We start from the raw sequence: 21,770 nt of genomic DNA, 5'->3' as shown, positions 1-21,770 counted from the left end.
GGAAACAGACATCATTAATCGTTTTAGCTAAGCAAGCACATTGCCCGACTGAATTGACAGCTTGGGCTGTGCTTGATATTTTGCCCGCACCGCTTTTTATGCTGTATGTTCATGGCTTTAAACGACAACTTTATTTATGCACCACCACAAGAACCTTTAGAAATTGTCTATGAAGATGATGATTTGCTGGTGATTGATAAGCCCGCAGGTTTGTTGTCTGTGCCGGGACGTTTGCCTGAACATCAGGACAGTGCCTATTTAAGGGTTTTAGCTCAACATCCCAGTGCAAAAATTGCCCATCGTTTAGATATGGCGACATCCGGTATTTTAATGTTCGCCAAGCACCGTGATGCAGAAGTTGCATTAAGTAAAATGTTTCAGGCCCGAACGGTCAAAAAAAACTATATAGCTTTAATTCAGGGGCAGCTTGAGGGGCAAGGCAGTGTCGATGTGCCGTTAATTACCGACTGGGAAAACCGCCCACGGCAAATTGTGCATTTCGATTTAGGCAAGCCTGCACAAACGCTGTATCAGGCTTTGGAATATCGGGCCGATGAAGATATTACCCGTGTATTGCTGACGCCAATTACAGGGCGTTCGCATCAGTTGCGGGTACACATGCAATATATTGGTCACCCAATCACAGGCGATAAGTTATATCATCCTCAGCCGCAACAAAGTCCTTTAAAACGAATGGCGTTGCATGCCAGCTATTTGGCGTTTACTCAGCCGTTGAGTCATGAAGCTGTAGAAATTCGGGCACAGCTTCCTTTTTAATCACTTTCTTTCTAACAGTCACATTTTTTTCAAATTATTGTGAAAATACTCAAAATTTGGGATAGCCTTCATCCCAAGAACTAGTTAATTTAACGCTATAACCGTAGATTTTCATTTTCCTTGCACAAAAAGGAGGCTGATTGGTTATTTTAAAATTTTTGTGTTGAGTGTTTGGGGCTGCAACTTGAGGTTGAAGTGATTTTTGCGTGAAAAACGCATCACTTGAACGGGGCAGGCCGATGGGGTGGGAGGCAAAGTTATGTTGTATATATTGGGCGCAATAATTGTAGTTCTTGTGGTGATTGTTTTTTGGCAAACATTACGCAGCCGTGAATTATCAGCAGGTATTCAATCATTACAAACTAATTTAGACCGTACCCGTACCAATTTGGCAACTGATGAGCTGGAAAGTAACGAGTTAGAACATCAGCTCACGCTGCTTCGGGTAGAAGTAGGGAGTTTGAAAAACCGTGTGGAAAGTTTGCAGCATTATCAAGATATTTTAGATGTTGAACAATATGTGCAGGAGCGTCGCCAACAAGTTGAAATGTTTGTAGAAATGGTCAAGTCTGAAGCAGAAAACATGCGTGATCAATGCAAACAAAAAATTGAAAAAGTCAGTAATTTTTTAGTCGAACACGAACAAAAAGCCAAAGCTAAAACCCTAAAAGCAGCTCAAGAACAATTAGGTGCTTTTTATCATTTAGCAGAAGAACATCAAAAGCTAGAGCAGGTGACTGCCGCGCTTTATCATAAAATTGAAGAGAATACCCCCGCGTTTCAATTGCCAGCACAGCAGTTACTCGATCATTTAATTGAAGACTATAGCCAGTCTGATGCAGCACAGCATTTAGTACAGGTACGTCAAAAAATTATGCAAGCGATTCAAAATAATGAAATGGCTTATTGTGCATTTGTAGATGAGCAGCGTCGTCTTTCTGCGGTAACATTACTTAGTCACGCATTTAACAGCAGAGCAGACTTATATTTAGCCCAGTTGAACCAACACAATTTAGGGGAATCTCTACAAGCGTTGCAGGATGATTTCACCTTGCTTAATCACTACGCGGCATCTTTTGGACATAGCAAAATTTTAGAATCTTACTTGGCACTTCGTCTTGAAGAGTTAAAATTTGCATCTTTAGTGATTGGCCTTAAGCAACAGGGCACTGACACCACACAGCCAGTAAAACTGGCAGTGAATGCTTAAGGATAAGTTGTATCTATAAGGTGCAGACTCTGTAGGGCTGTCCGACTAAAGTCAGCGGCAAAATACAGAAAACTTGATCAAGTACGGCAAAATTGTGCTATGTTGAATTCACTATTTTGTCACTTGCCAGATATATATTGGCTAAAAAGATAACAAGGATATTCGCATGACACGTGACTATGAACAATTCCCAGATGATGATAACGGCAATGTACTTTGGCAAATGCATGAAGATGGGGATGACCTGACAGAGCCACATGAAATTGAGTACTCCATTGCTTTTACCACACAAGAACAAGCCGAAAAATGTGCGTTGTATTTGTTGGCAGAAGAGCAAAAAATTTCATTATTTCAAGATGAAGAATCTGATGCGGTTGAATGGATTATCACCATTTATGTGTATATGGAACCAGAGTATTCAGACATTGTAGATTTAGAACAATGGTTCACTAAAATTGCCGAAGAGCATGGCGGTGAATATGACGGTTGGGGCTGTATGGCCTACGTCTACGATGATGAAGATGAGTACGAAGACGAAGAATAAATTTGATTTTCCAAAAGCATGTGTTGATCACATGCTTTTTTAATTCTGCATGACGCATAAGGATTGGTTTTTAGTATCAAGCCTTGCAGCGTATTGTAGAGCAGAAAGAGGCAATATGGATATTGCAATTAAGCGAGCCTATCTGGATGCTGTACCTACAGATGGTACACGGGTTTTAGTCGATCGTTTGTGGCCACGTGGTGTGACTAAAGCGCGTGCTCAAATTGATTGGTGGCCTAAAGAAATTACGCCCTCAACTGAATTACGCAAGTGGTATCACCAAAACCCTGAACAAAACTGGGATGAATTTCAACAGCGTTATCGGCTCGAACTGACTCAGCAGGAAGCGACCTTACAGGAACTGCTTCAACTGGCACAGCAGCAAAAAGTGACCTTAATTACCGCTGCAAAAGATGAACAGCATAATCATGTGGTGGTGTTAAAGCGTGTTTTGGAGCAATCTTTAACATCGTTAGAGTAAAAATCCATCGGATTATTCAACCATTATCCTTATGCTTTATAAGGTTTTTAAGTTTATGAATAATCAGTGAAAAATGTTATAATGAAATTTTTGAGGTTTTTTATGTCTTTGCCAAATTGCCCAAAATGCCAGTCAGAATATACTTATGAAGATGGTGACTTGCTCATTTGCCCAGAATGCTCACATGAGTGGAAAGAAGGTGATGTAACTGAAGAAGCGGCTGCAGTAATTAAAGATGCAAATGGTAATGTGTTATCAGATGGCGACACGGTAACCGTGATTAAAGACCTTAAAATTAAAGGTTCTTCTGCTGCTGTAAAAGTAGGAACAAAAGTGAAAAATATTCGTTTAATTCCAGACGCTGCCGATGGTCACGACATTGATTGTAAAATTGATGGTATGGGCGCGATGAAATTAAAATCTGAGTATGTGAAAAAAGCATAATCCGTATTAGAAATACCAAGCGCAGGCAACTTTGTAGAAGTCGCCTGCGCTTTTTTTATGCAGTGCATAAAGAAAAAGATCATTAAGTTTTGTGATATGTGACAATAAAAATGACACAGCATCTCTTTTAATGTTTGTACAAAAATACTACTTTTTTATTTGGCCTAAGTCCTTTATATTTTAGATGAAAAGAACAAGTTTTAATCAGGTTTAACGTAGTCATTACTTAACAACACCACTCACAAAAACAGTTGGGGGAAACTATGTCAGGATGGTTCGAAGTTTCACAAGCAAGCAATGCACAATATCGTTTTGTACTTAAAGCGGGGAATGGCGAAATAATTTTAACCAGTGAGTACTATAAAGCTAAAGCTTCGGCTTTAAATGGTATCGCTTCGGTACAAAAAAACAGTCAGGAAGATGGCCGTTATGACCGTCTGACTTCTAAAAACGATAAGCCGTATTTTAATTTAAAAGCCGCCAATCATCAGGTGATTGGTACAAGCCAGCTCTATACAACTGAGCAATCACGTGAAAAAGGCATTGAATCGGTTAAAACAAATGGTAGCAGCAGTACCATTAAAGATTTAACAGTAAGTGCTTAACCTTAAGGTTATCCTTAATTTTAAGCCTTATATAAAAAGCATGCTGCGGCATGCTTTTTTATTTTGGTGTGGATGTCATGGATAGTTCCCCAATTGACAGTATTGAGTGAAGTACTTTGAGCATTTTTGGATAGAGAAGAAGATTAATGAAAAAATTGGCGATGCGGATATTCTTGGTACTTATAGCGGTGGTGGCGGTATGGTGCGCAGGGCCATATTGGAGCCTGTATCAAATCAATCAGGCTGTGGAGCAACATCAAGCAGACCAACTTTCAAGCTATATAGATTATCCGCAAGTCAAAGCCAGTTTAAAACCACAAGTGCAGCAGCGTTTACAGCAGTTAATGGGTTTTGAGGCATCCTCTTCAGCACCAAATGTTTTGGGGCAGCTATTGACTGATCAGCTGAGCGATAAAATGCTAGATGTTTTACTGACGCCAGAAAGTATTGCTTTATTGATGCAGGGCAAAGCATGGCAGGAATCCATTCGTTTACCAGATTTATCCTTACGATTGCCGCAAACCTCCGCAGAGCAATGGACTGTGGAGCATCGGAAAACAGGATTTAGTATTTTTCCACGTGCGCATGCACAACAAGTTGAACTTGCCGAGGCTTTTAAACCGAGTCTAGATATTCGCAGTGGTTTTCATCGTTGGAACCGATTCGTGGTTAAAGTACCCACCCAATATGCAGGACTTACCGAATTTGAGCTGCAACCACGCAACTGGCGCTGGAAAGTTGTTGCGATTCGTTTAGATGTACGCGAGTAGGTGAGTACGAGGTATGGACTTTTTGAACTTTCCTCTCGATGTGTTGAAGGTCATTTGGTGAAACAAGAGCAAGCAGGAAGAATAAGATGAAAAAATTATCAGGTGGTTTGAGTGCGGGGTTGTTACTCAGTGGAGCATTGTTTAGCCCTTTGTTGATTGCAGCACCAGTAGCAAGTACAACAGCGACATCTAAAACTGCACCGATTGAAGGCTTATATTTTCAGCATCAAGACTGGGAGTTGGCTTGTGATAATACAGGCACCTGCCGTGCTGCGGGTTACCAAACTGATGACAATTTTGAGCAACCGATTAGCGTATTGCTAACGCGTAAAGCAGGTCAAAATCAGGTCATACAAGGTCAAATACAAATTCAAAATGATGTTCCTCAAGCGACACTATTTTTAAATGGACGGGCTTTGCAACAGTTACGCTTTAATGAAAATATTGCTAACTTGTCTGCTGCCAGTGTGCAAAAGCTGTTGGTGCAGGCACGTCAGTATACCGTTATTGAATTAAGGCAAGCTAAGCAACGCTGGCAATTGTCTGATGCAGGCTTAAGTGCGATATTGTTAAAAATGGATAGCTTCCAAAAGCGGGTGGGGACAACATCTGCCGTACTTGCAAAGGGTAAGCAGTCATCTTCAAAAGTGTTAGTTGCGCAGCCTATTCCGAAAATTAGTATTCGGATGCAGCCAAAATATAGAACAGCCAAAGCACAAGTGCTTACTGCGGCAAGTGCAGACAAACTGTATCCGATATTACGTCAGTCAGCAGACCGTGATAATTGTTATATGTTGTTTGAACCTGAGGAAGATCAGCATATTCGACTCTACTCGCTTAATCAGCAGCGTACTTTGGTGGAAGCAGATTGTTGGCGTGGTGCATATAATATGGGTGTGGCTTATTGGGTTATGGACAAAAAGCTGCAACATATCCATCAGTTTGTGACGGATTCAGCTTCAGAATTTAGCAATGGGCAGGTTTTTGCATATCAAAAAGGTCGTGGTATTGGAGATTGTTTTAGTCAAATTGAATGGGCGTGGAATGGTCAGCAGTTTGTGAAAAGCTATCAGTTCGATGCAGGGCAATGTAAAGGCTTTGCGGGCAGTGCGTGGGACATGCCCAATTTTGTTAGCCAAATTGAATATGCATCTGCCGATTAAAAACTAAAGTAAAAATATTAATGACTCATTCAATCGGTGCAAGTGCTTAATTCACTTGCGCTCGAGCGACTAACTTTTCCATAATTTCATCTAACTTTTTCAGTCGCTTAATGTCATCCCATAATGCTTTAGCTTCTGGATAATGTTTTGACATCATGCCAAGCCATTGTTTATAACGGCCTAGCATTCCAATTTCAGTTTTGGCAGGGCCATGAATAAAGCGAATTTGTAGTTGTAGCAAATCTTGCCAACTCAGCAAAGGTAGGTCTGAGTTTTGACGAATACATTGGGTCAAATCTGGGGTGGTGACCGCACCACGACCAATCATTAAATCTTCACAGCCCGATTCTAACTGGCATTGTTTGGCATCGGCATTATTCCAAATTTCGCCATTGGCAATGACATTTATCTTCAATGCTTCACGAATAGGGCGCAGTTGATCCCAAAAGGCAGGCGGTGTATAGCCATCGGCTTTGGTACGCGCATGCACCGTGACCCATGCTGCGCCTGCATCTTCAATGGCATGTGCATTTTCCAGCATGAAGTTCCGATCCATATAACCTAAACGCATTTTGGCGGAAACAGGTATGTGGGCAGGCACAGCATCACGCACGGCTTTGACCAGCTCATAAACCACTTCGGGTTCATCGAGTAAGACTGAACCACCCCGATGACGATTGACCGTTTTAGCAGGACAGCCAAAGTTCATATCAATCGCAGGTGCACCCATCGCCGCAACTTTAGCTGCATTGGCCGCCAACATATCAGGGTTATTTCCCAAAAATTGCACATGTACAGGCGTGCCTGCGGCAGTTTTACCGTTGGTGAGTAGTTCTGGGCAATAAGTATGATAGATATGGTCTGGTAAAATACTATCTGTGACCCGAATAAACTCTGTCACACACCAGTCAAAACTGCCTACAGACGTGAGTACATCACGCATGATGGGGTCGGTTAAGCCTTCCATGGGTGCAAGAATTAGTTTCACAGGATGCTACCAGCTCAAACAAAAGTGGAGTTATACGTTTTTTTATGGAGGATGTCTAGGCAATGGCTTGGAATTGATGTGGTCTTCACAAGGACTTTAATATTTCTGTTCTCTATCTGCTCTCGGCATAAATAGATTAACTCGTTCGCTCTGATCATTGTAAAAGTGTAATCAACTCACTTCCCCAAAATCATTTCCAACACAAACTTAGAACCAATAAAACCGAGCGCCAATAAAAAGAAACCAATAATGGTAAAGCGAATCGCTTTTTGACCACGCCAACCAAACTTGTAGCGTCCAAGTAGTAATGCACCATAGACAAACCACGAAATAATACTAAACGCCGTTTTATGCGCTAAATGCTGTGCAAAGAAATGTTCTACTGTAAAGAAGCCAAAGCCTAATGCGACAGTCAGTAGGGCAAAACCTGCGATTAGCATATCAAACAGCAAAGATTCCATATCTTGCAAAGAGGGCAGTAAATTGACCCAAACTCGACGCTTTTGTTTATTTTTCAGTTCGCGGTTCTGAAACCACATTAACACCGCATGAATGGTCGCCATGAGCAATACAGCATAGGCCGCTAGCGACAAAATAATATGAATGTCTAAGCCAATCGAATTTTTGCTAATAAATAAATTATGCTGACTGAATGAAAAGCCTGCAATTAAACCCGCAGCAGCCACAGGAATACCAATCAAATTCAGTGCAATCACAGGACGGTAACTACTGAACAATAAGCTCAGCAATAACATCAGACCTGAAGTAAATGACATCAGATTAAACACGTTGTAATTGACACCCATTGGCGTCAGCATATCGTTATATAACACCGCAGCATGCAGCACTAAGCCCAAACTGAGCAGAGAACGAATAAACCAGTGATTTGGCGCACGTTTAGACATTAAATGAGAAAATAAATACCAAAAAGAGCTGGTATAAGCGATTAATGCTAAAATCGTATAAACCAAGGGGAGACTGATCATGTCAAACCTTTTTCAGGATGATGAATATTCATTTATATAAATTCGATGAGAACTACAGTATCCTATAGCATCTTGTGCATAAATTTTCTATTTTAAAGAAACATTTTTTTGCTAATGGCTATTTTAAGCGGAATTTGCAATGTTTGATACCTTAACAGAACGACTCACGCAGAGTTTAAGAAATGTTACTGGCTCAGGGCAGCTAACCGAAGACAATATTAAAGATACGTTACGTGAAGTACGTATGGCACTTCTTGAAGCCGATGTGGCGTTACCTGTAACTCGTGAATTCATCGCGAAAGTTAAGGAAGAGGCATTGGGTCAGGAAGTGATGACTCAGTTATCCCCTGGTCAGGCGTTCGTCAAAATTGTCTATGACGAACTCACAAAAATGATGGGCGAGGCCAATGAAAGCCTTGACCTAGCTGCCAAGCCACCAGTTGTAGTGTTGTTGGCAGGTTTGCAGGGTGCGGGTAAAACCACCACAGCTGCAAAATTGGCACGTTTTTTACAAGAACGTCAAAAGAAAAAAGTCGCCATGGTGTCTGCCGACGTTTACCGTCCTGCAGCGATTAAACAGCTACAAACAGTTGCTGGTGAAGTTGGTGCAATTTTCTTTGACTCGAATGCCAATGAAAACCCTGTAGATATTGCCAACCGTGCTATCGAACAGGCAAAAATTCAGTTTGCTGATGTTTTAATTGTCGATACCGCAGGTCGTTTGCATGTCGATGATGACATGATGGACGAAATTAAAGCATTACACTCAGCTATTAAACCGACTGAAACCTTGTTCGTGGTCGATGCCATGACAGGTCAGGATGCGGCAAATACAGCCAAAGCCTTTAATGATGCCTTGCCATTAACGGGCGTGATCTTGACCAAAACGGATGGTGATGCGCGTGGTGGTGCGGCACTTTCAGTACGTGCTATTACAGGTAAGCCAATTAAATTCTTGGGGATGGGTGAAAAACTTGATGCCCTAGAGCCATTCCACCCAGAACGTGTTGCACAACGTATTTTGGGCATGGGTGACGTGCTGTCTTTAGTCGAAGAAGTTGAACGTAAAATCGACAAAGAAAAAGCCGAAAAAATGGCGAAAAAACTGCAAAAAGGCGGCAGCTTCAACTTTGAAGACATGTTAATGCAGTTTGAGCAAATGAATAAAATGGGTGGCATGATGGGCTTCTTGGACAAGTTGCCTGGCATGAGTAACTCAGGTATTCAAGATGCCATTGCTCAGGCGAATCCTGAAAAGCAAGTTAAGAAAATGGAAGCGATTATCCAGTCGATGACCATTAAAGAACGCCGTAACCCAGACCTCATGAACCCAAGCCGTAAAAAACGTATTGCTGCGGGTTGTGGTATGGAGGTGGCAGAAGTGAATAAACTCATCAAGCAACATGCACAAATGGCAAAAATGATGAAAAAGTTTGCCAATCCATCAGGCATGGCAAAAATGATGCGCTCATTGGGTGGTTTGCAAAAACAATTCAGTGGTGGCGGTATGGGGCCGTTATTTGGCAATAACGACCCAACCAAAAAATAAGCCATCTGCTAGATTCACAACAACGCCCAAGCTTCTGCTTGGGCGTTGTGCTTTGAGCACTTTACATATTGGGTTAGATGTATTTTTAGAGAGGATTCAATGCGCAGATTGCGTTAAATCCTCGCGCGAATTTCTGGAGTGGAGTATCATAACGCCACTTTTTGAAATTTATTCCTTAGAAGGTTGTGCATGAAATTGCTGGCATTGGAAACTGCCAATGAGCAGTGTTCCGTTTCTATAGTAGATGAAACGCAGGAACTTTTTTTTCAGTTGGATGCGCGAGCAAAAGCACAAACGCAAACGATTTTACCCATGATTGAGCAGGGTTTTGCCCAAACACAAATCAGTACGGCAGACCTGACCGCAATTGCATTTAGCCGAGGTCCGGGTTCATTTAGCGGTGTGCGTATTAATGCGGCAGTGACTCAGGCATTGGCATGGTCGCATGATGTACCTGTGATTCCTGTATCGACCTTGCAGGCACTGGCACAGGCGGCTTATCGTCTTGAAGGTTTAAATGCAGTAACTGCGGTGCTCGATGCACGAATGAATGAAGTCTATATTGCTAGTTTTCAGTTGAATGAACAGGGCATTATGCAGGCGGTTGATCAGGAACAATTGCTGAATTATAGCGATGCTGCTAAAGCGGTACGCTTTACTTTAGTGGGTTCGGGTGCGGGTTTAATTGATCAAGAACAAATACAATACAAAGGCTTAAGTGCAACCGCGCAAGATATTGCTACTATTGCACGCGTCTATGCGCAGCAACAGCAATGGGTGAGCGCAGAACAAGCACTGCCTGTATATTTACGTGACAATGCTTGGAAAAAAATTCCAGAACAAGGCAAAGCATAATTAGGGTTATTTATGGATCTTTTACTGCTGCTCAAAGCGGCAATTATGGGTATTGTAGAGGGGATTACCGAATTTTTACCCATTTCCAGCACGGGGCATTTGATTCTTGCGGCTGAACTGATGGACTTCTGGACCAAGGAAAAAAGTGATGTGTTTGTGATTGCCATTCAAATGGGGGCAATTGCTGCAGTCATTTATGAGTACTGGACACGTCTTTGGGGCGCAGCGACAGGAATGTTTACAGGCGAAGAAAAAGGTCGTCGTCTGGGCTTTGGTCTGATTATGGCGTCTATTCCAATTATTCTGATTGGACTGACTTTTGGGCAAACTGTAAAAGAATTATTGTTTAATGATGTTGCCGTAGCCATTGGTCTGATTATTGGTGGTTTTATCATTATGTGGATTGAGAAACATCCACCACAAGTACGTGCGCATGAAGTTGAAGACCTAACTTATAGAGATGCTATCTGGATTGGTCTGATTCAGGTGTTATCGCTTATTCCAGGTACATCACGTTCAGGAGCAACCATTATTGGTGCAATGTTCTTGGGTGTTTCGCGTAAAGCCGCCACTGAATTTTCTTTCTTTTTGGGTATTCCTGTCATTATTGGCGCAGGCTTACTCGACTTGTACCAAAGCTATGATGTATTCCAAACCACAGAAGATTGGACGGTGCTCAGTTTCGGGATCATCGTATCTTTTGTATCGGCACTATTGCTAATCCGTGCCTTGGTGGCGTATGTGGCTAAGCGAGATTTTATGATTTTTGCTTGGTACCGTATTGCTTCAGGTCTGGTAATTTTATTGTTCGCATTTACAGGCTGGAAACTATGGTAAGCGGGCTTCGCTTATATACCGAAGCCGAATGGCAAGCTCAAGCACAGCATTATTCTGCTGTGCTTTTGTCTAGAGGGGTACAGGTTTGTCTAGAAGTGGTAGACAAACTGAATGCCCGTTTTTTACGTTTGCATCCTGAGCTTGCTTTATGTGTAGACGCAGACGGCTTATGGTTGTGCGCCAATGGCATGAAAATGCAGCCCGACTGGAAAGCAGAATCAGGGCGTTTAAAGCGTGCATCTTTAAAATCTGAAATGATTGCACGTGCCTGTAATTTGTCAGAAAAACCGAGTCTGATTGATGCAACGGCAGGACTTGGACACGACAGTTTGCTCATGGCACATTTGGGTGCGCAGGTCACTTTGCTGGAACGCCATCCTATTTTATTTACTTTATTAGAAGATGCTAAACGCCAAGCACAGGGGGATCCATTTTTGGCTCCCGTGGTGGCGCGAATTGATCTGGTTTTTGCAGACTCAGCCGATTATTTGCGGGACTGTGCTGCACAAGGCAAAATAGTTGATGTGGTGTATTTAGACCCAATGTTTCCACAGCGTGATCAGCATCAGCAAGCCCAGAAAAAGCAGGCGCAGGTGAAAAAACAAATGCAGTTATTGCATTTGTTGTTACCTGAACATGGTGAAATGGATTTAGGCGATCATTTACTGGGTTTGGCACAGCAAGTTGCAAAACGAGTGGTGGTAAAACGCCCACGTTTGGCGGTGTTTTTAGCGGGCCGATCAACGACCCATCAATGGCAAGGGGATGCCTGTCGCTTCGATGCTTATTTTCAGCCAAATTTGAACAATGGGTAGATTTCTACCACTAAAGCAGGGGCAAGCGGCTCAATGCTTCTATAATGTGCAAAGATTTGTTATATAGTTAAAAATGACAATTGATAATTACGACGACAAGCATAAACTTGGAGTGTGAAAACGCGAGCTGCGATTAACAGAATCCTATGATTGACTTCAAACCCTCCATTAACTTTTGGCACGATTTTAAAAGCAACCAAGCTGCGGGCGTTTGGTTATTTTTGGGTTCGCGACGCTCCTTACAAATTATTCGTCCATCTATTCCCCAACTGATTTTTTGGGGGATTCTAGGTGGTCTTGCCAATACCTTATTTAGCTGGTTAGTGGCAGGTGAAGTTGGTGAATTTAACCCGCAGGGTTTGGTCAGCTATGCCCTGTGGCCGTTTATCGCCTTAATTGTTGGAATTATTTTGTCCCAACGGGTCAATAATCCTCGTCTACTTTTGGTCCCTGCGTTGCTGTGGTTAGTGCTAGACACCCACGTTGCTTTATTACAAAGTCTGATTCAATACATGGGTATGATGGATGTCTTGCCGTATGTATTGTATGACTATTTGCCCACTATTTTCATGGTGCTGTTTGTATGGCAAAGCTTGGCCGTCGTATGGGTGTTTTCACGTGAATTGCACTGGCCGTGGTGGGAGCGTGCGCTGATTGTTTTGGCAACGTTGTTTACTTTAGTGGTCTGGCAAATGTCAGTGAAAAGTCAGCCCATTTGGAAAGTAGAAGAAGTTCCACCTAGTTTGAGCGAAGAAGCTTTTTATGCGCAAGGCCGTGTATTGAATAAGGCTTTAGAAAGTATTCAATATGGTGAATTTGCTCAATCGCACTGGTATTTTTTAGGTGTGGCAGGGGCGAGTTATCAAGATGTCTTTATGTCTGAAATTGAACGTATTCGTGAACAGTTTGATACCCGTTTTGGAACTTTTGGGCGTTCTATGGTGTTAATCAATAACCCTATGACCCGTAATGTAATCCCAATTGCCTCACAAACCAGTATTGAAATGGCGTTACGCCGTATTGGACAGCGTATGAACCGTGAAAGTGACGTACTGTTTTTATATATGACTTCACACGGTTTAAAAGATCACTTTGAAATTGAAAATGCACCGCTCGATTTAAATCAGGTCGATCCGAAATGGCTACGAGACACTTTAGATAAATCAGGTATTCGCTGGCGAGTGATTGTGATTTCTGCCTGTTATTCGGGTAGCTTTGTGTCGGCCTTGCAAGATGATAATACCTTGGTCATCACCGCTTCGGCAGCAGATCGTGAATCGTTTGGTTGCTCAAATGAAGCAGACTACACTTATTTTGGTCGTGCGTTTTTTGATCAAGCAATGCGTGAGCAGAATTCCTTTGCCAATGCCTTTAGTGAGGCCAAAGTAACTGTGGCAAAATGGGAACAGGCCCAAGGTTTTGCCCCATCAGAACCGCAGTGGTCTATGGGTAAAAATATGGAATTAATGTTGCCACAATTAGAGCAGCGTTTATTTCCACAAAGCAGTATGGCTGCAAACAGTGATACGCAAATGAATGTGCGCACTGCCGAATAAATTAAATAAAAAGTATCTGTACAGTAGGAGAGAGTGATGGAAGTAATTCAGAACAATCGCTGTTTTGAGGGCGAACAACGGATTTATCGTTTTCATTCTACTGCCTTGCAGGGTGAAACTCGCTTTGGCATTTTTCTGCCTGCACAAGCCTTGGCTGGTCAGGCCTGTCCTACGGTATTTTATTTGGCGGGCTTGACCTGCACGGAAGAAACTTTTGCAATTAAAGCGCATGCACAGCGCATGGCGGCACAACTGGGTTTAATTCTGATTAGTCCAGATACTTCCCCACGTGGGGATGCTGTCGCACAAGGCGATCATTGGGATATTGGGCAGGGGGCAGGTTTTTATATCAATGCAACACAGGCACCTTGGGCAACACATTATCAAATGGAAAGTTTTGTGGCCGATGAGCTGTATCAACAAGTGCTTGCGCAGTTTCCAGTGAATCCGCAGCAAGTGGGTATTATGGGCCACAGTATGGGCGGTCATGGTGCTCTGACCCTTGCATTTAAATATCCTGAAAAATTTAAGTCCGTATCTGCCTTTGCGCCAATTTGCGCACCAAGTCAATGTCCGTGGGGTGAAAAGGCATTTTCCAATTATTTAGGTACAGATCAGCAAGTGTGGTTACAGCATGATGCCACTGCATTGGTACAAACCAAAGGTGCGTTATTCAAAGATATTCTGATTGATCAAGGGCTTCAGGATCAATTTTATAGTCAGCTCAATCCTGCATTATTTCAGCAAGCCTGTGCTGCTGTGGGGCAGTCGCTAAGTTTACGTGAACATGCAGGCTATGATCATGGTTATTATTTTATTCAAAGTTTTATGGATGAGCATTTACAATTCCATGCAGTACAATTGCAAGATGATGACGCTGCATAGCAATTAATTTTAGACGCTGATTTTTTTAAACTTTTCTAGGCAAGTTGCTGACTTTTGATTAAAATGTTCAGCACTTGCTTTTTTACCATTTGGAAAGATCACTGTATTTTATAGAATTGGTTTACGGGTAAAGCCACTGGCATCAAAATAAAACACAATAAGGCAAAACATGCATAATTCAGACTGGGATGCAGCGCAGCATCCGCCTACAACCTCTACATTTTTTACACCTGAACCGCGTGTCTCACCTGAAGAAAACCCATGGTTGGGACGTACCCATCATTTTCAATTTCACGGTACAGCCTCAGAATATTTTGGCATCTGGATTGTCAATATTTTGCTAATGATTGTGACCTTTGGACTTTATGCACCTTGGGCTAAAGTCCGTCGTTTGCGCTATTTTTATGGCAATACTGAGTTTGTGCAGCGTCGTTTTGACTTCACTGGTATTCCACATAAAATTTTATTGGGGCGCTTAATTGCAATTGGTATTTATGTGGCCATATCGGTAATTTCCAATTATTCAGTTAAAGCGACCTTGATTGGGGTGGTCATTTTATATCTGGCAGTGCCGTGGTTGATTCGTGCCACTATTCGTTTTAATGCCCGAAATAGTAAATTTGGCAATGCCCGTTTTTATTTTTCGGGCAGCAATAAAGAAGCCTATTGGGTATTTCTTAAATGTATTGTCATCAACCTGTTGACTCTGGGACTGTTTTTTCCTGTTGTGGTGTGGATGTATAAACGCTATTGCCTAGACCACTTATACGCAGGTCAGCTCAAATTTAAATTGAATGCAGACTGGCCTGCCTATATGCGCGCTATGTACATTCCCGTTTTTCTGTTTATTGGAATTTTAGTGGGGGCTGGCCTAGTTTTGGCCTTTGCAGGACAATTGAGCAGCAACCCTGCACAATTGATTTGGTTGTTTTTAGCGATTTATTTACTTGGTTTATTTTTTGTCTGGCCGCTGATGTCGGCACGAATTTTTATTACCACGTGGAACAATACCAGTATTAGCCGCAGCGTATTTAAAACCGATTGCGGGCAGTGGCATTATGCATGGATTATGGTCACGAATTGGATTGTTAAAGTGCTGAGTTTGGGCTTAATGACGCCTTGGGCTGCGATTCGTTTATATCGCTATCAGGTGGAATCTTTAAGTTTGCATTTAAAAAATGATCCAGATGCGATGATCAACAAACTGCAGGCTGAACATAGTGCGCTTGCAGAAGAAATCAGCGATATTTTTGATATTGATGTATCGCTCTAAGTATGGGGAAGAATATGGCTGCGCAGGTGTTGGATGTCGTGTTTTATGATGGTGTGATATCTAAGCCATGGGCAGCGCAAATTTCTCCGATAGATGACCAGTCAGTGCTTATACGTTATGGCGATGCACTGCAAAAACAACGACGCTATGACTATGCTGCAATGACCTTGGTTGGTGCATTAGGCAAAATCCAGCCTGTGATTGAGTTAAATGATGATGCCCGCATCGAGTTTTCTCAAGCCTTGCCAGAATGGTTTCAATTGCGGCATAAAGATGTGCATCATTCCATTTGGAAACTTGAACGTACCCCAAGCCTGATTGTCTTTAGTCTGGTATTTGTATTGCTCATGGTTTTTGCAACGATTCAATGGGGTATTCCTAGCGCTGCAAAATATGTTGCCTATCAATTGCCTGCAAGTAGCTTGCAGAAAATTGGCAATGAAGCCGAGCATTATATTTTAGAGATGACACAACCGAGTCAGTTGTCACAAGCACGTCAGCAACAAATTATTGGGAGTTATCAAAAACTCATTGCAGGCGATGCACCTGCCAAAGTACTGTTCCGTCAAGGCGAAAGCTTGGGTGCCAATGCCTTGGCCATTCCCAACAACACTATTATTTTGACCGATGAGTTGGTGGCTTTGGCACAAAATGATCAGGAAGTGGTTGCAGTTTTGGCACATGAACAAGGGCATTTGGTCGAGCGACACAGCTTGCAGCAGGCCTTGTCCAGTTTAGGGTTTAGTATTATTTTGCTGGCCATTACAGGTGATGGTACAGATTTAATTTCGGCCTTACCTGTGGCATTGGTGGGAGCGAATTATTCACGTAACTTTGAGTCTGATGCAGATCACTACGCACTCAAAACCATGCAGCAGCAGGGTATTCCTACTGTTCATCTAGCAAATTTTTTGGAGCGTTTGGCTCAAGATGCTGGCGAAGACAGCCAAGCCAAGAAATCACCACTGGATTTTTTACAAAGCCATCCTGCAACGCAAAAACGGATTCAGGCAGTCAAAGAATTTGAACAAATGCAGCATGCAACGCCATAAATATATGAATTAATGACGTTGCCAAATAGCAGTAAGTGGTTCTTGTCCCATACGAATTAAGTGATCTAGCACCACCTGTTCAAGTCGTGTTAAATCGGCTTCGGTATCTTGTAGTTGAATGTGTACCAGCAATGCTTGCACTTGTGGAATCAGAGAAATGGTTGCTGTAGGCATCATAATTTGCAATTGATCGCTGCTTTCTGCAACTTCAAATTTATGTTTCCAGTGGTTAAGTAGACGTTTGGCAATACGACTTGCCTGTGTTGTTTGAATATGAGCTGAACTATGCATGATCTGTAGCAACCGCCATCTTGCTAAAATAAGTGGAAGGATATTTACCATAACAAAGTCATTCAAAAAATCGAGCGGGAGGGTGCAACAGAGCGTTGCGGATATAGAATCATTGAATCGCAACGGGTTTAACCAAGCCAGTCAGTCTTTGCTATAATGCGCCACAATCCCAATATTCAGCTAGGTTCTCCCATGTCTAAGCCTTATTTAATTGCTCCTTCTATTTTGTCTGCAGACTTCGCCCGTTTGGGTGAAGAGGTTGAAAATGTGCTGCAGGCGGGTGCAGATGTGGTGCATTTTGATGTCATGGACAATCACTATGTACCTAACTTAACTTTTGGTGCAGGTGTGTGTAAGGCACTGAAAAATTATGGCATTACAGCACCAATTGATGTGCATTTAATGGTGAAACCTGTAGACCGTATGATTGGTGATTTCTTGGAAGCAGGTGCGGACATTATCACGTTCCACCCTGAAGCTTCAGAGCATATTGACCGTTCATTGCAATTGATTAAATCGGGCGGAGCAAAAGCAGGTTTAGTCTTTAACCCTGCGACACCATTACATTATTTGGACTATGTGTTAGATAAAGTCGATCAAATATTATTAATGAGTGTGAACCCAGGTTTTGGTGGGCAAAAATTCATTCCAATGACTTTGGAAAAACTGCGTCAGGCACGTCAAATTATTGATGCTTCAGGTCGTGATATTCGCTTAGAAGTTGATGGTGGCGTAGGCCCTGCCAACATTCGTGAGATTGCGGAAGCGGGTGCAGATATGTTTGTTGCAGGCTCAGCAATTTTTGGTAAGCCAGACTATAAAACTGTGATTGACGAAATGCGCGCTGAATTGGCAAAAGTGGGCGCAGTTGAAGTATAAGTTTCTACAATCACAAGGCTTTAAGTTGTGGATAACTTTGTAGATAACCGTATGGATATCTATGTTGATAACACTATGGATAAGCCTATTAATTTATAAACATTTGTACATCAACTGTTTATGACTTATACAAAATAAGTATAAAAAGGATTCAATTAAATCCTTTTTGTTTGTTTTAAATACACTGAATTTATTGAGTATTTACTCAGTGAATCATAAAAATAAGTTGCTTAATATATAACTTGATTGTTTTAGTAGGTTTTTAAATCGGACTGTTTTAATCAATTTTCTCCATTGGAAAAGATTGTGCATAACTGGGGCTTAGATTATAGTGTTTAACAACTCGCAGAGAAGTTGCACTTGGCAAAAATGTTCATCTGTGATGCCTAAACAAGGCGAATACAAGACTGTGTATTGCGACTTAAAAGGATAAATTTAGTGCTTGCTCCAGCGTACAAACAAGTTTGGTTTGTAGTCCTCATGGCATGGGTCATGGGGTGGAGCAGTATTGTCAGTGCTGCTGTCAAACCTACCCATGTCTGGATGATGTCTAGCCATACACAAATTACTGAAACACAATCTGCTGTATCAGCCGCATCTGCCAATCCACCTTTATCTTCTTTATCGGATTGTCATTCTGTTGCATCTAAAAATTCTGTTGATATGCAACATGCATTTTTACAGGATCGGCATAGTCGTTCACATGCTGTGGCGCAGCTAGATACATCTGCTGCACATCTATCATCTAAGAATACCAACAACCCAGATTGCCTCAGCGCTACTGATTTTTCTGCTGCCAGTATGAATTGTCAGGATTGTGCACAATTGCATTGCCAAAGCCTAAGCACTGTGCTGAATGTGCAACTGCCTGAACTGATGCAACCTGCAGAACTTACAACTGCCAATATCTTGTTGCCTGCTTATCAGGCGCAGCATTTACTGGGGCATTGGCAACAAATTTTACGCCCACCCAAAGCTTAATCCTGAACCCAAAACACGTTTGTCGTTTTATTTTTAAGGATTAAGTCATGTCTAAATTTTATCAGCGTGCACTGTTTTTAAGTGCCTGCGCATTATGCTCCAATGCTGTTTTTGCAGCAGTTAAGGAATACCACCTTACCATTGCAGAACAAACCGTGAATATCACAGGTAAATCTGTAAAGCGCATTACCGTCAATGGTCAGTTTCCTGCGCCTCTACTTGAATTTGAAGAGGGCGATGACGCAGTAATTCATGTTCATAATCAATTAAAAAATCAGGACTCATCGATTCATTGGCATGGTTTATTGCTGCCAGGCTTAATGGATGGCGTACCCGCTTTTAATGGTTTTAGGGGAATTAAGCCGCAGGGGCATTTTGTTTATCAATTTAAAGTACGTCAAAGTGGTACTTATTGGTATCACGCACATTCCAAAGGTCAGGAGCAAGACGGTTTATATGGTGCATTGCTCATTCATCCTCAAGCCAAACAGCCTTTACCAGCACATGAACAAACAGATCGTGATTATGTGGTGATGTTGTCAGATTTCCATGAAAAATCTAGTAATCAAATTCAGAAAGATTTAAAAATTTCTGCAGAGTTCTATCAAAATCGGCGTGAAACTTTGGCTGATGTTTTGCGTCAAACTCAGCGTGATGGGTTAAAAGCCACTTGGTCAGACCGTAAAATGTGGAACCAGATGCGGATGCTGAAAACCGATCTTTCCGATGTCACGGGCTATACCTTTTTGATGAATGGTAAAACGCCTGAACAAAACTGGACGGGCAAGTTTAAGCCAAATGAAAAAGTCCGCCTGCGTTTTATTAATGCGTCGGCGATGTCTTTTTATGATGTTCGGATTCCAAACCTAAAAATGACGGTAGTCAGTGCCGATGGTCAGCCTGTGAAACCTGTCAGTGTCGATGAGTTTCGTATTGGAACCGCCGAAACCTATGATGTCGTTGTTGAGCCTAAAGCCGCACATTATGCAATTGAAGCCGAATCGATTGATCGTTCGGGTTTTGCTTTGGGTCGCTTACAAAATGAACTACTACCCACTATGCAGATGCCGCATGTAGCGCAATCACGCCCACGTGCTTTACTCACGATGGAAGATATGGGGCATGGCTCAGAACATTTAGACGTTGATCATTCCAAAATGAACCATGCTGCAATGTCGGAAATGGATCACTCTAAAATGAACCACACTGCGATGTCAGAAATGGATCACTCCAAAATGAATCATGCAGCGATGTCAGAAATGGATCACTCTAAAAAGAACCATGCCGTGACATCAGACATAGATCATTCTCAGCACAACACAGCTTCAAAGAAAAATGATTCGACTGTGGTATATGGTTGGGCCAATGCCTCTACACCTGTAGGCCATAAAGCCTTGCAATATGCAGATTTACAAGCGCTGCAACCGCAGAAAGATACTCGCGAGCCGACGAGTGAATTGGTGATTCGTTTAGGCGGTACGATGGAGCGTTATATTTGGACCATCAATGGTAAGAAGTTTAGTGAGGCGGAGCCGTTACAGGTGCAATATGGCGAACGGATTCGGATTAAGTTTATTAATGACAGCATGATGGCGCATCCAATGCATTTACATGGCATGTTTATGCAACTGGAAAATGGTCAAACTGCGAAAGATTTACCCAATAAGCACACGATAATTGTGCCGCCTGGCAAAACTGTCACGGCACTTTTAACCGCAGATGAACTTGGGGAATGGGCTATACATTGTCATCTGCTTTATCACATGAGTGCAGGAATGATGAATAAGTTAATTGTGGCTCACGTCAGCGATGATCAGCGTTCAAGCACGCCAATTGCGTCTAATGAAGGAAAGGACAGTACTGAGCAAAAAGGAGAGCAACATGCGCATCATTAATCTTTTTGCCAAATCTGTACTTGGTGTTTCAGTGTGTAGTTTGAGTGGTGGGGTGATGGCTGAAACCGCATCACATGCTGCCCATTCAGGTGCATCTATGCTTGCAACTGTAGTTGTATCTGATTCAGCATCGCATCAGTCGCATCAGTCGCATCAGTCGCATCAGTCGCATCAGTCGCATCAGTCGCATCAGTCGCATCAGTCGCATCAGTCAGTCATCTCCTTGCCAGAGTCGCAACCACATGATCATCGTCAAGAGCATGGTGCGCAAATCTATGCCGTAACTACGGTTGATACACAATGGCAGCTCAATGAATCCGGTGAGGGTGCATTGCAGTCTGAATTACAAACCCGTATCGGAACCGATGAAAATAAATTATTTTTGAAAATTCATCGTACTAAGCATGAATCACAACCGACTGAATATGATGCCAAGCTGTTATATAGCCGCATGCTTTCAGACTTTTGGGATGTGCAGGCAGGTGTGCGTTATCGCAATCAGACTGCTGAATTGGTACAGCAAACTGATACTGAAGAAAGCTTAGATGTCGTGCTGGGCTTGCATGGTCTAGCGCCTTATTTCTTTGAAACCGATGCTCATGTCTATGTTGGCCATGATCACTATGCGGCAGTGGAGTTGGAAACAACTCGCGATTTGCTGCTTACCCAAAAGTGGATTGCACAGCCATATTTAGATGTGAAACTGCAGATCAGTGATGATACTCGATATGCACAAAAAACGGGTTTAAGTCATGTGGCAGCAGGACTTGAGCTACGTTATGAGGTGAATAAAAACATTATGCCCTATGTAGATGTGGGGTATGCCTATCATAAAGGCAATCAGCATACGGCTTGGCAAACTTCCACGCCATCTGAACAGGGTTGGTTATATGCTGCAGGTTTGCGTTTCAGGTTTTAATTATTCACCAACTCA

Annotated in this window: 23 protein-coding genes; 20 read left to right on the top strand and 3 right to left on the bottom strand. The window is 42.3% G+C overall.

The window, feature by feature from the left end:
* The first annotated feature begins 111 nt into the window (after window positions 1-111).
* From HHA43_RS05520 to HHA43_RS05485, 8 genes are all read left to right on the top strand, one after another.
* Window positions 112-777 carry an RluA family pseudouridine synthase gene (locus HHA43_RS05520; protein ID WP_168418126.1) on the top strand — a complete coding sequence of 222 codons (666 nt, stop codon included), beginning with the start codon at window positions 112-114 and terminating at the stop codon, window positions 775-777.
* 259 nt (window positions 778-1,036) lie between these two features.
* Window positions 1,037-1,987 (top strand): DUF5660 family protein, encoded by a 951-nt coding sequence (locus HHA43_RS05515; protein ID WP_168418127.1) that lies wholly within the window; start codon window positions 1,037-1,039, stop codon window positions 1,985-1,987.
* 166 nt (window positions 1,988-2,153) lie between these two features.
* Window positions 2,154-2,531 carry a ribonuclease E inhibitor RraB gene (locus HHA43_RS05510; RefSeq protein ID WP_168418128.1) on the top strand — a complete coding sequence of 126 codons (378 nt, stop codon included), beginning with the start codon at window positions 2,154-2,156 and terminating at the stop codon, window positions 2,529-2,531.
* Between the two features lie 115 nt (window positions 2,532-2,646).
* Window positions 2,647-3,012 carry a DUF488 domain-containing protein gene (locus HHA43_RS05505; RefSeq protein ID WP_168418129.1) on the top strand — a complete coding sequence of 122 codons (366 nt, stop codon included), beginning with the start codon at window positions 2,647-2,649 and terminating at the stop codon, window positions 3,010-3,012.
* Between the two features lie 102 nt (window positions 3,013-3,114).
* Window positions 3,115-3,456 (top strand): zinc ribbon domain-containing protein YjdM, encoded by a 342-nt coding sequence (locus tag HHA43_RS05500; RefSeq protein WP_168418130.1) that lies wholly within the window; start codon window positions 3,115-3,117, stop codon window positions 3,454-3,456.
* 263 nt (window positions 3,457-3,719) lie between these two features.
* Window positions 3,720-4,061 carry a YegP family protein gene (locus HHA43_RS05495; protein ID WP_168418131.1) on the top strand — a complete coding sequence of 114 codons (342 nt, stop codon included), beginning with the start codon at window positions 3,720-3,722 and terminating at the stop codon, window positions 4,059-4,061.
* Window positions 4,062-4,207: 146 nt separating this feature from the next.
* Window positions 4,208-4,831: a DUF2939 domain-containing protein gene (locus tag HHA43_RS05490; RefSeq protein WP_168418132.1), complete on the top strand. Its 624-nt coding sequence runs from the start codon at window positions 4,208-4,210 to the stop codon at window positions 4,829-4,831.
* A gap of 86 nt (window positions 4,832-4,917) precedes the next feature.
* Entirely contained in the window at window positions 4,918-5,994 is a 1,077-nt protein-coding gene (locus HHA43_RS05485) for a DUF1176 domain-containing protein (protein WP_168541994.1), read from the top strand.
* 46 nt (window positions 5,995-6,040) lie between these two features.
* Here the strand turns inward: HHA43_RS05485 and HHA43_RS05480 are convergent, their stop codons facing one another.
* Both HHA43_RS05480 and HHA43_RS05475 read right to left on the bottom strand, forming a co-directional pair.
* A complete protein-coding gene (locus HHA43_RS05480) occupies window positions 6,041-6,982 on the bottom strand; it encodes a tRNA dihydrouridine synthase (protein WP_286429199.1) in 942 nt (313 codons plus the stop codon).
* A 176-nt stretch (window positions 6,983-7,158) separates the two neighbouring features.
* Window positions 7,159-7,968, bottom strand: a complete 810-nt coding sequence (locus HHA43_RS05475; RefSeq protein ID WP_019837757.1) for a cytochrome C assembly family protein — start codon at window positions 7,966-7,968, stop codon at window positions 7,159-7,161.
* A gap of 139 nt (window positions 7,969-8,107) precedes the next feature.
* On the opposite strand from HHA43_RS05475, the gene ffh reads away from it, so the two are divergent.
* The 8 genes from ffh to HHA43_RS05435 all read left to right on the top strand — a co-directional run bounded on the left by ffh (window position 8,108) and on the right by HHA43_RS05435 (window position 16,790).
* Window positions 8,108-9,517: a signal recognition particle protein gene (ffh, locus tag HHA43_RS05470; RefSeq protein ID WP_168418134.1), complete on the top strand. Its 1,410-nt coding sequence runs from the start codon at window positions 8,108-8,110 to the stop codon at window positions 9,515-9,517.
* A 189-nt stretch (window positions 9,518-9,706) separates the two neighbouring features.
* Entirely contained in the window at window positions 9,707-10,372 is a 666-nt protein-coding gene (tsaB, locus tag HHA43_RS05465) for a tRNA (adenosine(37)-N6)-threonylcarbamoyltransferase complex dimerization subunit type 1 TsaB (RefSeq protein ID WP_168460832.1), read from the top strand.
* Between the two features lie 12 nt (window positions 10,373-10,384).
* Entirely contained in the window at window positions 10,385-11,209 is an 825-nt protein-coding gene (locus HHA43_RS05460; protein ID WP_168418136.1) for an undecaprenyl-diphosphate phosphatase, read from the top strand.
* Window positions 11,203-12,024 (top strand): class I SAM-dependent methyltransferase, encoded by an 822-nt coding sequence (locus HHA43_RS05455; protein ID WP_168541992.1) that lies wholly within the window; start codon window positions 11,203-11,205, stop codon window positions 12,022-12,024. Before HHA43_RS05460 ends, HHA43_RS05455 begins: the two co-directional genes overlap by 7 nt.
* A gap of 146 nt (window positions 12,025-12,170) precedes the next feature.
* Complete coding sequence (locus HHA43_RS05450) at window positions 12,171-13,580, top strand: C13 family peptidase (protein ID WP_168526258.1); 1,410 nt, start codon at window positions 12,171-12,173, stop codon at window positions 13,578-13,580.
* A 36-nt stretch (window positions 13,581-13,616) separates the two neighbouring features.
* Window positions 13,617-14,465 carry an S-formylglutathione hydrolase gene (gene fghA, locus HHA43_RS05445; protein WP_168541990.1) on the top strand — a complete coding sequence of 283 codons (849 nt, stop codon included), beginning with the start codon at window positions 13,617-13,619 and terminating at the stop codon, window positions 14,463-14,465.
* Between the two features lie 169 nt (window positions 14,466-14,634).
* A complete protein-coding gene (locus HHA43_RS05440) occupies window positions 14,635-15,738 on the top strand; it encodes a YjgN family protein (RefSeq protein ID WP_168541988.1) in 1,104 nt (367 codons plus the stop codon).
* A 14-nt stretch (window positions 15,739-15,752) separates the two neighbouring features.
* On the top strand, window positions 15,753-16,790 hold the full coding sequence (locus tag HHA43_RS05435) for a M48 family metallopeptidase (RefSeq protein WP_168541986.1): 1,038 nt from the start codon (window positions 15,753-15,755) through the stop codon (window positions 16,788-16,790).
* 9 nt (window positions 16,791-16,799) lie between these two features.
* Here HHA43_RS05435 and HHA43_RS05430 read toward each other — a convergent pair whose 3' ends face one another.
* Window positions 16,800-17,081, bottom strand: a complete 282-nt coding sequence (locus HHA43_RS05430) for a DUF2218 domain-containing protein (protein WP_168460842.1) — start codon at window positions 17,079-17,081, stop codon at window positions 16,800-16,802.
* Between the two features lie 192 nt (window positions 17,082-17,273).
* Here HHA43_RS05430 and rpe point away from each other — a divergent pair, with 192 nt between their 5' ends.
* From rpe to HHA43_RS05410, 4 genes are all read left to right on the top strand, one after another.
* Window positions 17,274-17,960, top strand: a complete 687-nt coding sequence (rpe, locus tag HHA43_RS05425) for a ribulose-phosphate 3-epimerase (RefSeq protein WP_004975246.1) — start codon at window positions 17,274-17,276, stop codon at window positions 17,958-17,960.
* Between the two features lie 438 nt (window positions 17,961-18,398).
* The gene (locus tag HHA43_RS05420) at window positions 18,399-18,941 is read left to right on the top strand and encodes a hypothetical protein (protein ID WP_168418142.1); all 543 of its coding nucleotides are present in this window, start codon (window positions 18,399-18,401) and stop codon (window positions 18,939-18,941) included.
* A 47-nt stretch (window positions 18,942-18,988) separates the two neighbouring features.
* Window positions 18,989-20,836, top strand: a complete 1,848-nt coding sequence (locus HHA43_RS05415; protein ID WP_168541984.1) for a copper resistance system multicopper oxidase — start codon at window positions 18,989-18,991, stop codon at window positions 20,834-20,836.
* The gene (locus tag HHA43_RS05410; protein ID WP_168460848.1) at window positions 20,823-21,755 is read left to right on the top strand and encodes a copper resistance protein B; all 933 of its coding nucleotides are present in this window, start codon (window positions 20,823-20,825) and stop codon (window positions 21,753-21,755) included. The genes HHA43_RS05415 and HHA43_RS05410 overlap by 14 nt, the downstream gene beginning before the upstream one ends.
* Window positions 21,756-21,770 lie beyond the last annotated feature (15 nt).

It is taken from the genome of Acinetobacter sp. A2, assembly GCF_012371325.1.
GTDB lineage: Bacteria > Pseudomonadota > Gammaproteobacteria > Pseudomonadales > Moraxellaceae > Acinetobacter.
This window is presented reverse-complemented; position numbering and strand designations above follow the sequence as displayed.

Bases quoted from the DNA above. Each gene is read 5' to 3' on its own strand.
- HHA43_RS05490 (WP_168418132.1), top strand. From the start codon at position 4,208: ATGAAAAAATTGGCGATGCGGATATTCTTGGTACTTATAGCGGTGGTG.
- tsaB (WP_168460832.1), top strand. From the start codon at position 9,707: ATGAAATTGCTGGCATTGGAAACTGCCAATGAGCAGTGTTCCGTTTCT.
- fghA (WP_168541990.1), top strand. From the start codon at position 13,617: ATGGAAGTAATTCAGAACAATCGCTGTTTTGAGGGCGAACAACGGATT.
- HHA43_RS05460 (WP_168418136.1), top strand. From the start codon at position 10,385: ATGGATCTTTTACTGCTGCTCAAAGCGGCAATTATGGGTATTGTAGAG.
- HHA43_RS05515 (WP_168418127.1), top strand. From the start codon at position 1,037: ATGTTGTATATATTGGGCGCAATAATTGTAGTTCTTGTGGTGATTGTT.
- HHA43_RS05430 (WP_168460842.1), bottom strand. From the start codon at position 17,081: ATGCATAGTTCAGCTCATATTCAAACAACACAGGCAAGTCGTATTGCC.
- HHA43_RS05495 (WP_168418131.1), top strand. From the start codon at position 3,720: ATGTCAGGATGGTTCGAAGTTTCACAAGCAAGCAATGCACAATATCGT.
- HHA43_RS05410 (WP_168460848.1), top strand. From the start codon at position 20,823: ATGCGCATCATTAATCTTTTTGCCAAATCTGTACTTGGTGTTTCAGTG.
- HHA43_RS05510 (WP_168418128.1), top strand. From the start codon at position 2,154: ATGACACGTGACTATGAACAATTCCCAGATGATGATAACGGCAATGTA.
- HHA43_RS05520 (WP_168418126.1), top strand. From the start codon at position 112: ATGGCTTTAAACGACAACTTTATTTATGCACCACCACAAGAACCTTTA.
- HHA43_RS05450 (WP_168526258.1), top strand. From the start codon at position 12,171: ATGATTGACTTCAAACCCTCCATTAACTTTTGGCACGATTTTAAAAGC.
- rpe (WP_004975246.1), top strand. From the start codon at position 17,274: ATGTCTAAGCCTTATTTAATTGCTCCTTCTATTTTGTCTGCAGACTTC.
- HHA43_RS05485 (WP_168541994.1), top strand. From the start codon at position 4,918: ATGAAAAAATTATCAGGTGGTTTGAGTGCGGGGTTGTTACTCAGTGGA.
- HHA43_RS05415 (WP_168541984.1), top strand. From the start codon at position 18,989: ATGTCTAAATTTTATCAGCGTGCACTGTTTTTAAGTGCCTGCGCATTA.
- ffh (WP_168418134.1), top strand. From the start codon at position 8,108: ATGTTTGATACCTTAACAGAACGACTCACGCAGAGTTTAAGAAATGTT.
- HHA43_RS05505 (WP_168418129.1), top strand. From the start codon at position 2,647: ATGGATATTGCAATTAAGCGAGCCTATCTGGATGCTGTACCTACAGAT.
- HHA43_RS05435 (WP_168541986.1), top strand. From the start codon at position 15,753: ATGGCTGCGCAGGTGTTGGATGTCGTGTTTTATGATGGTGTGATATCT.
- HHA43_RS05440 (WP_168541988.1), top strand. From the start codon at position 14,635: ATGCATAATTCAGACTGGGATGCAGCGCAGCATCCGCCTACAACCTCT.
- HHA43_RS05500 (WP_168418130.1), top strand. From the start codon at position 3,115: ATGTCTTTGCCAAATTGCCCAAAATGCCAGTCAGAATATACTTATGAA.
- HHA43_RS05475 (WP_019837757.1), bottom strand. From the start codon at position 7,968: ATGATCAGTCTCCCCTTGGTTTATACGATTTTAGCATTAATCGCTTAT.
- HHA43_RS05455 (WP_168541992.1), top strand. From the start codon at position 11,203: ATGGTAAGCGGGCTTCGCTTATATACCGAAGCCGAATGGCAAGCTCAA.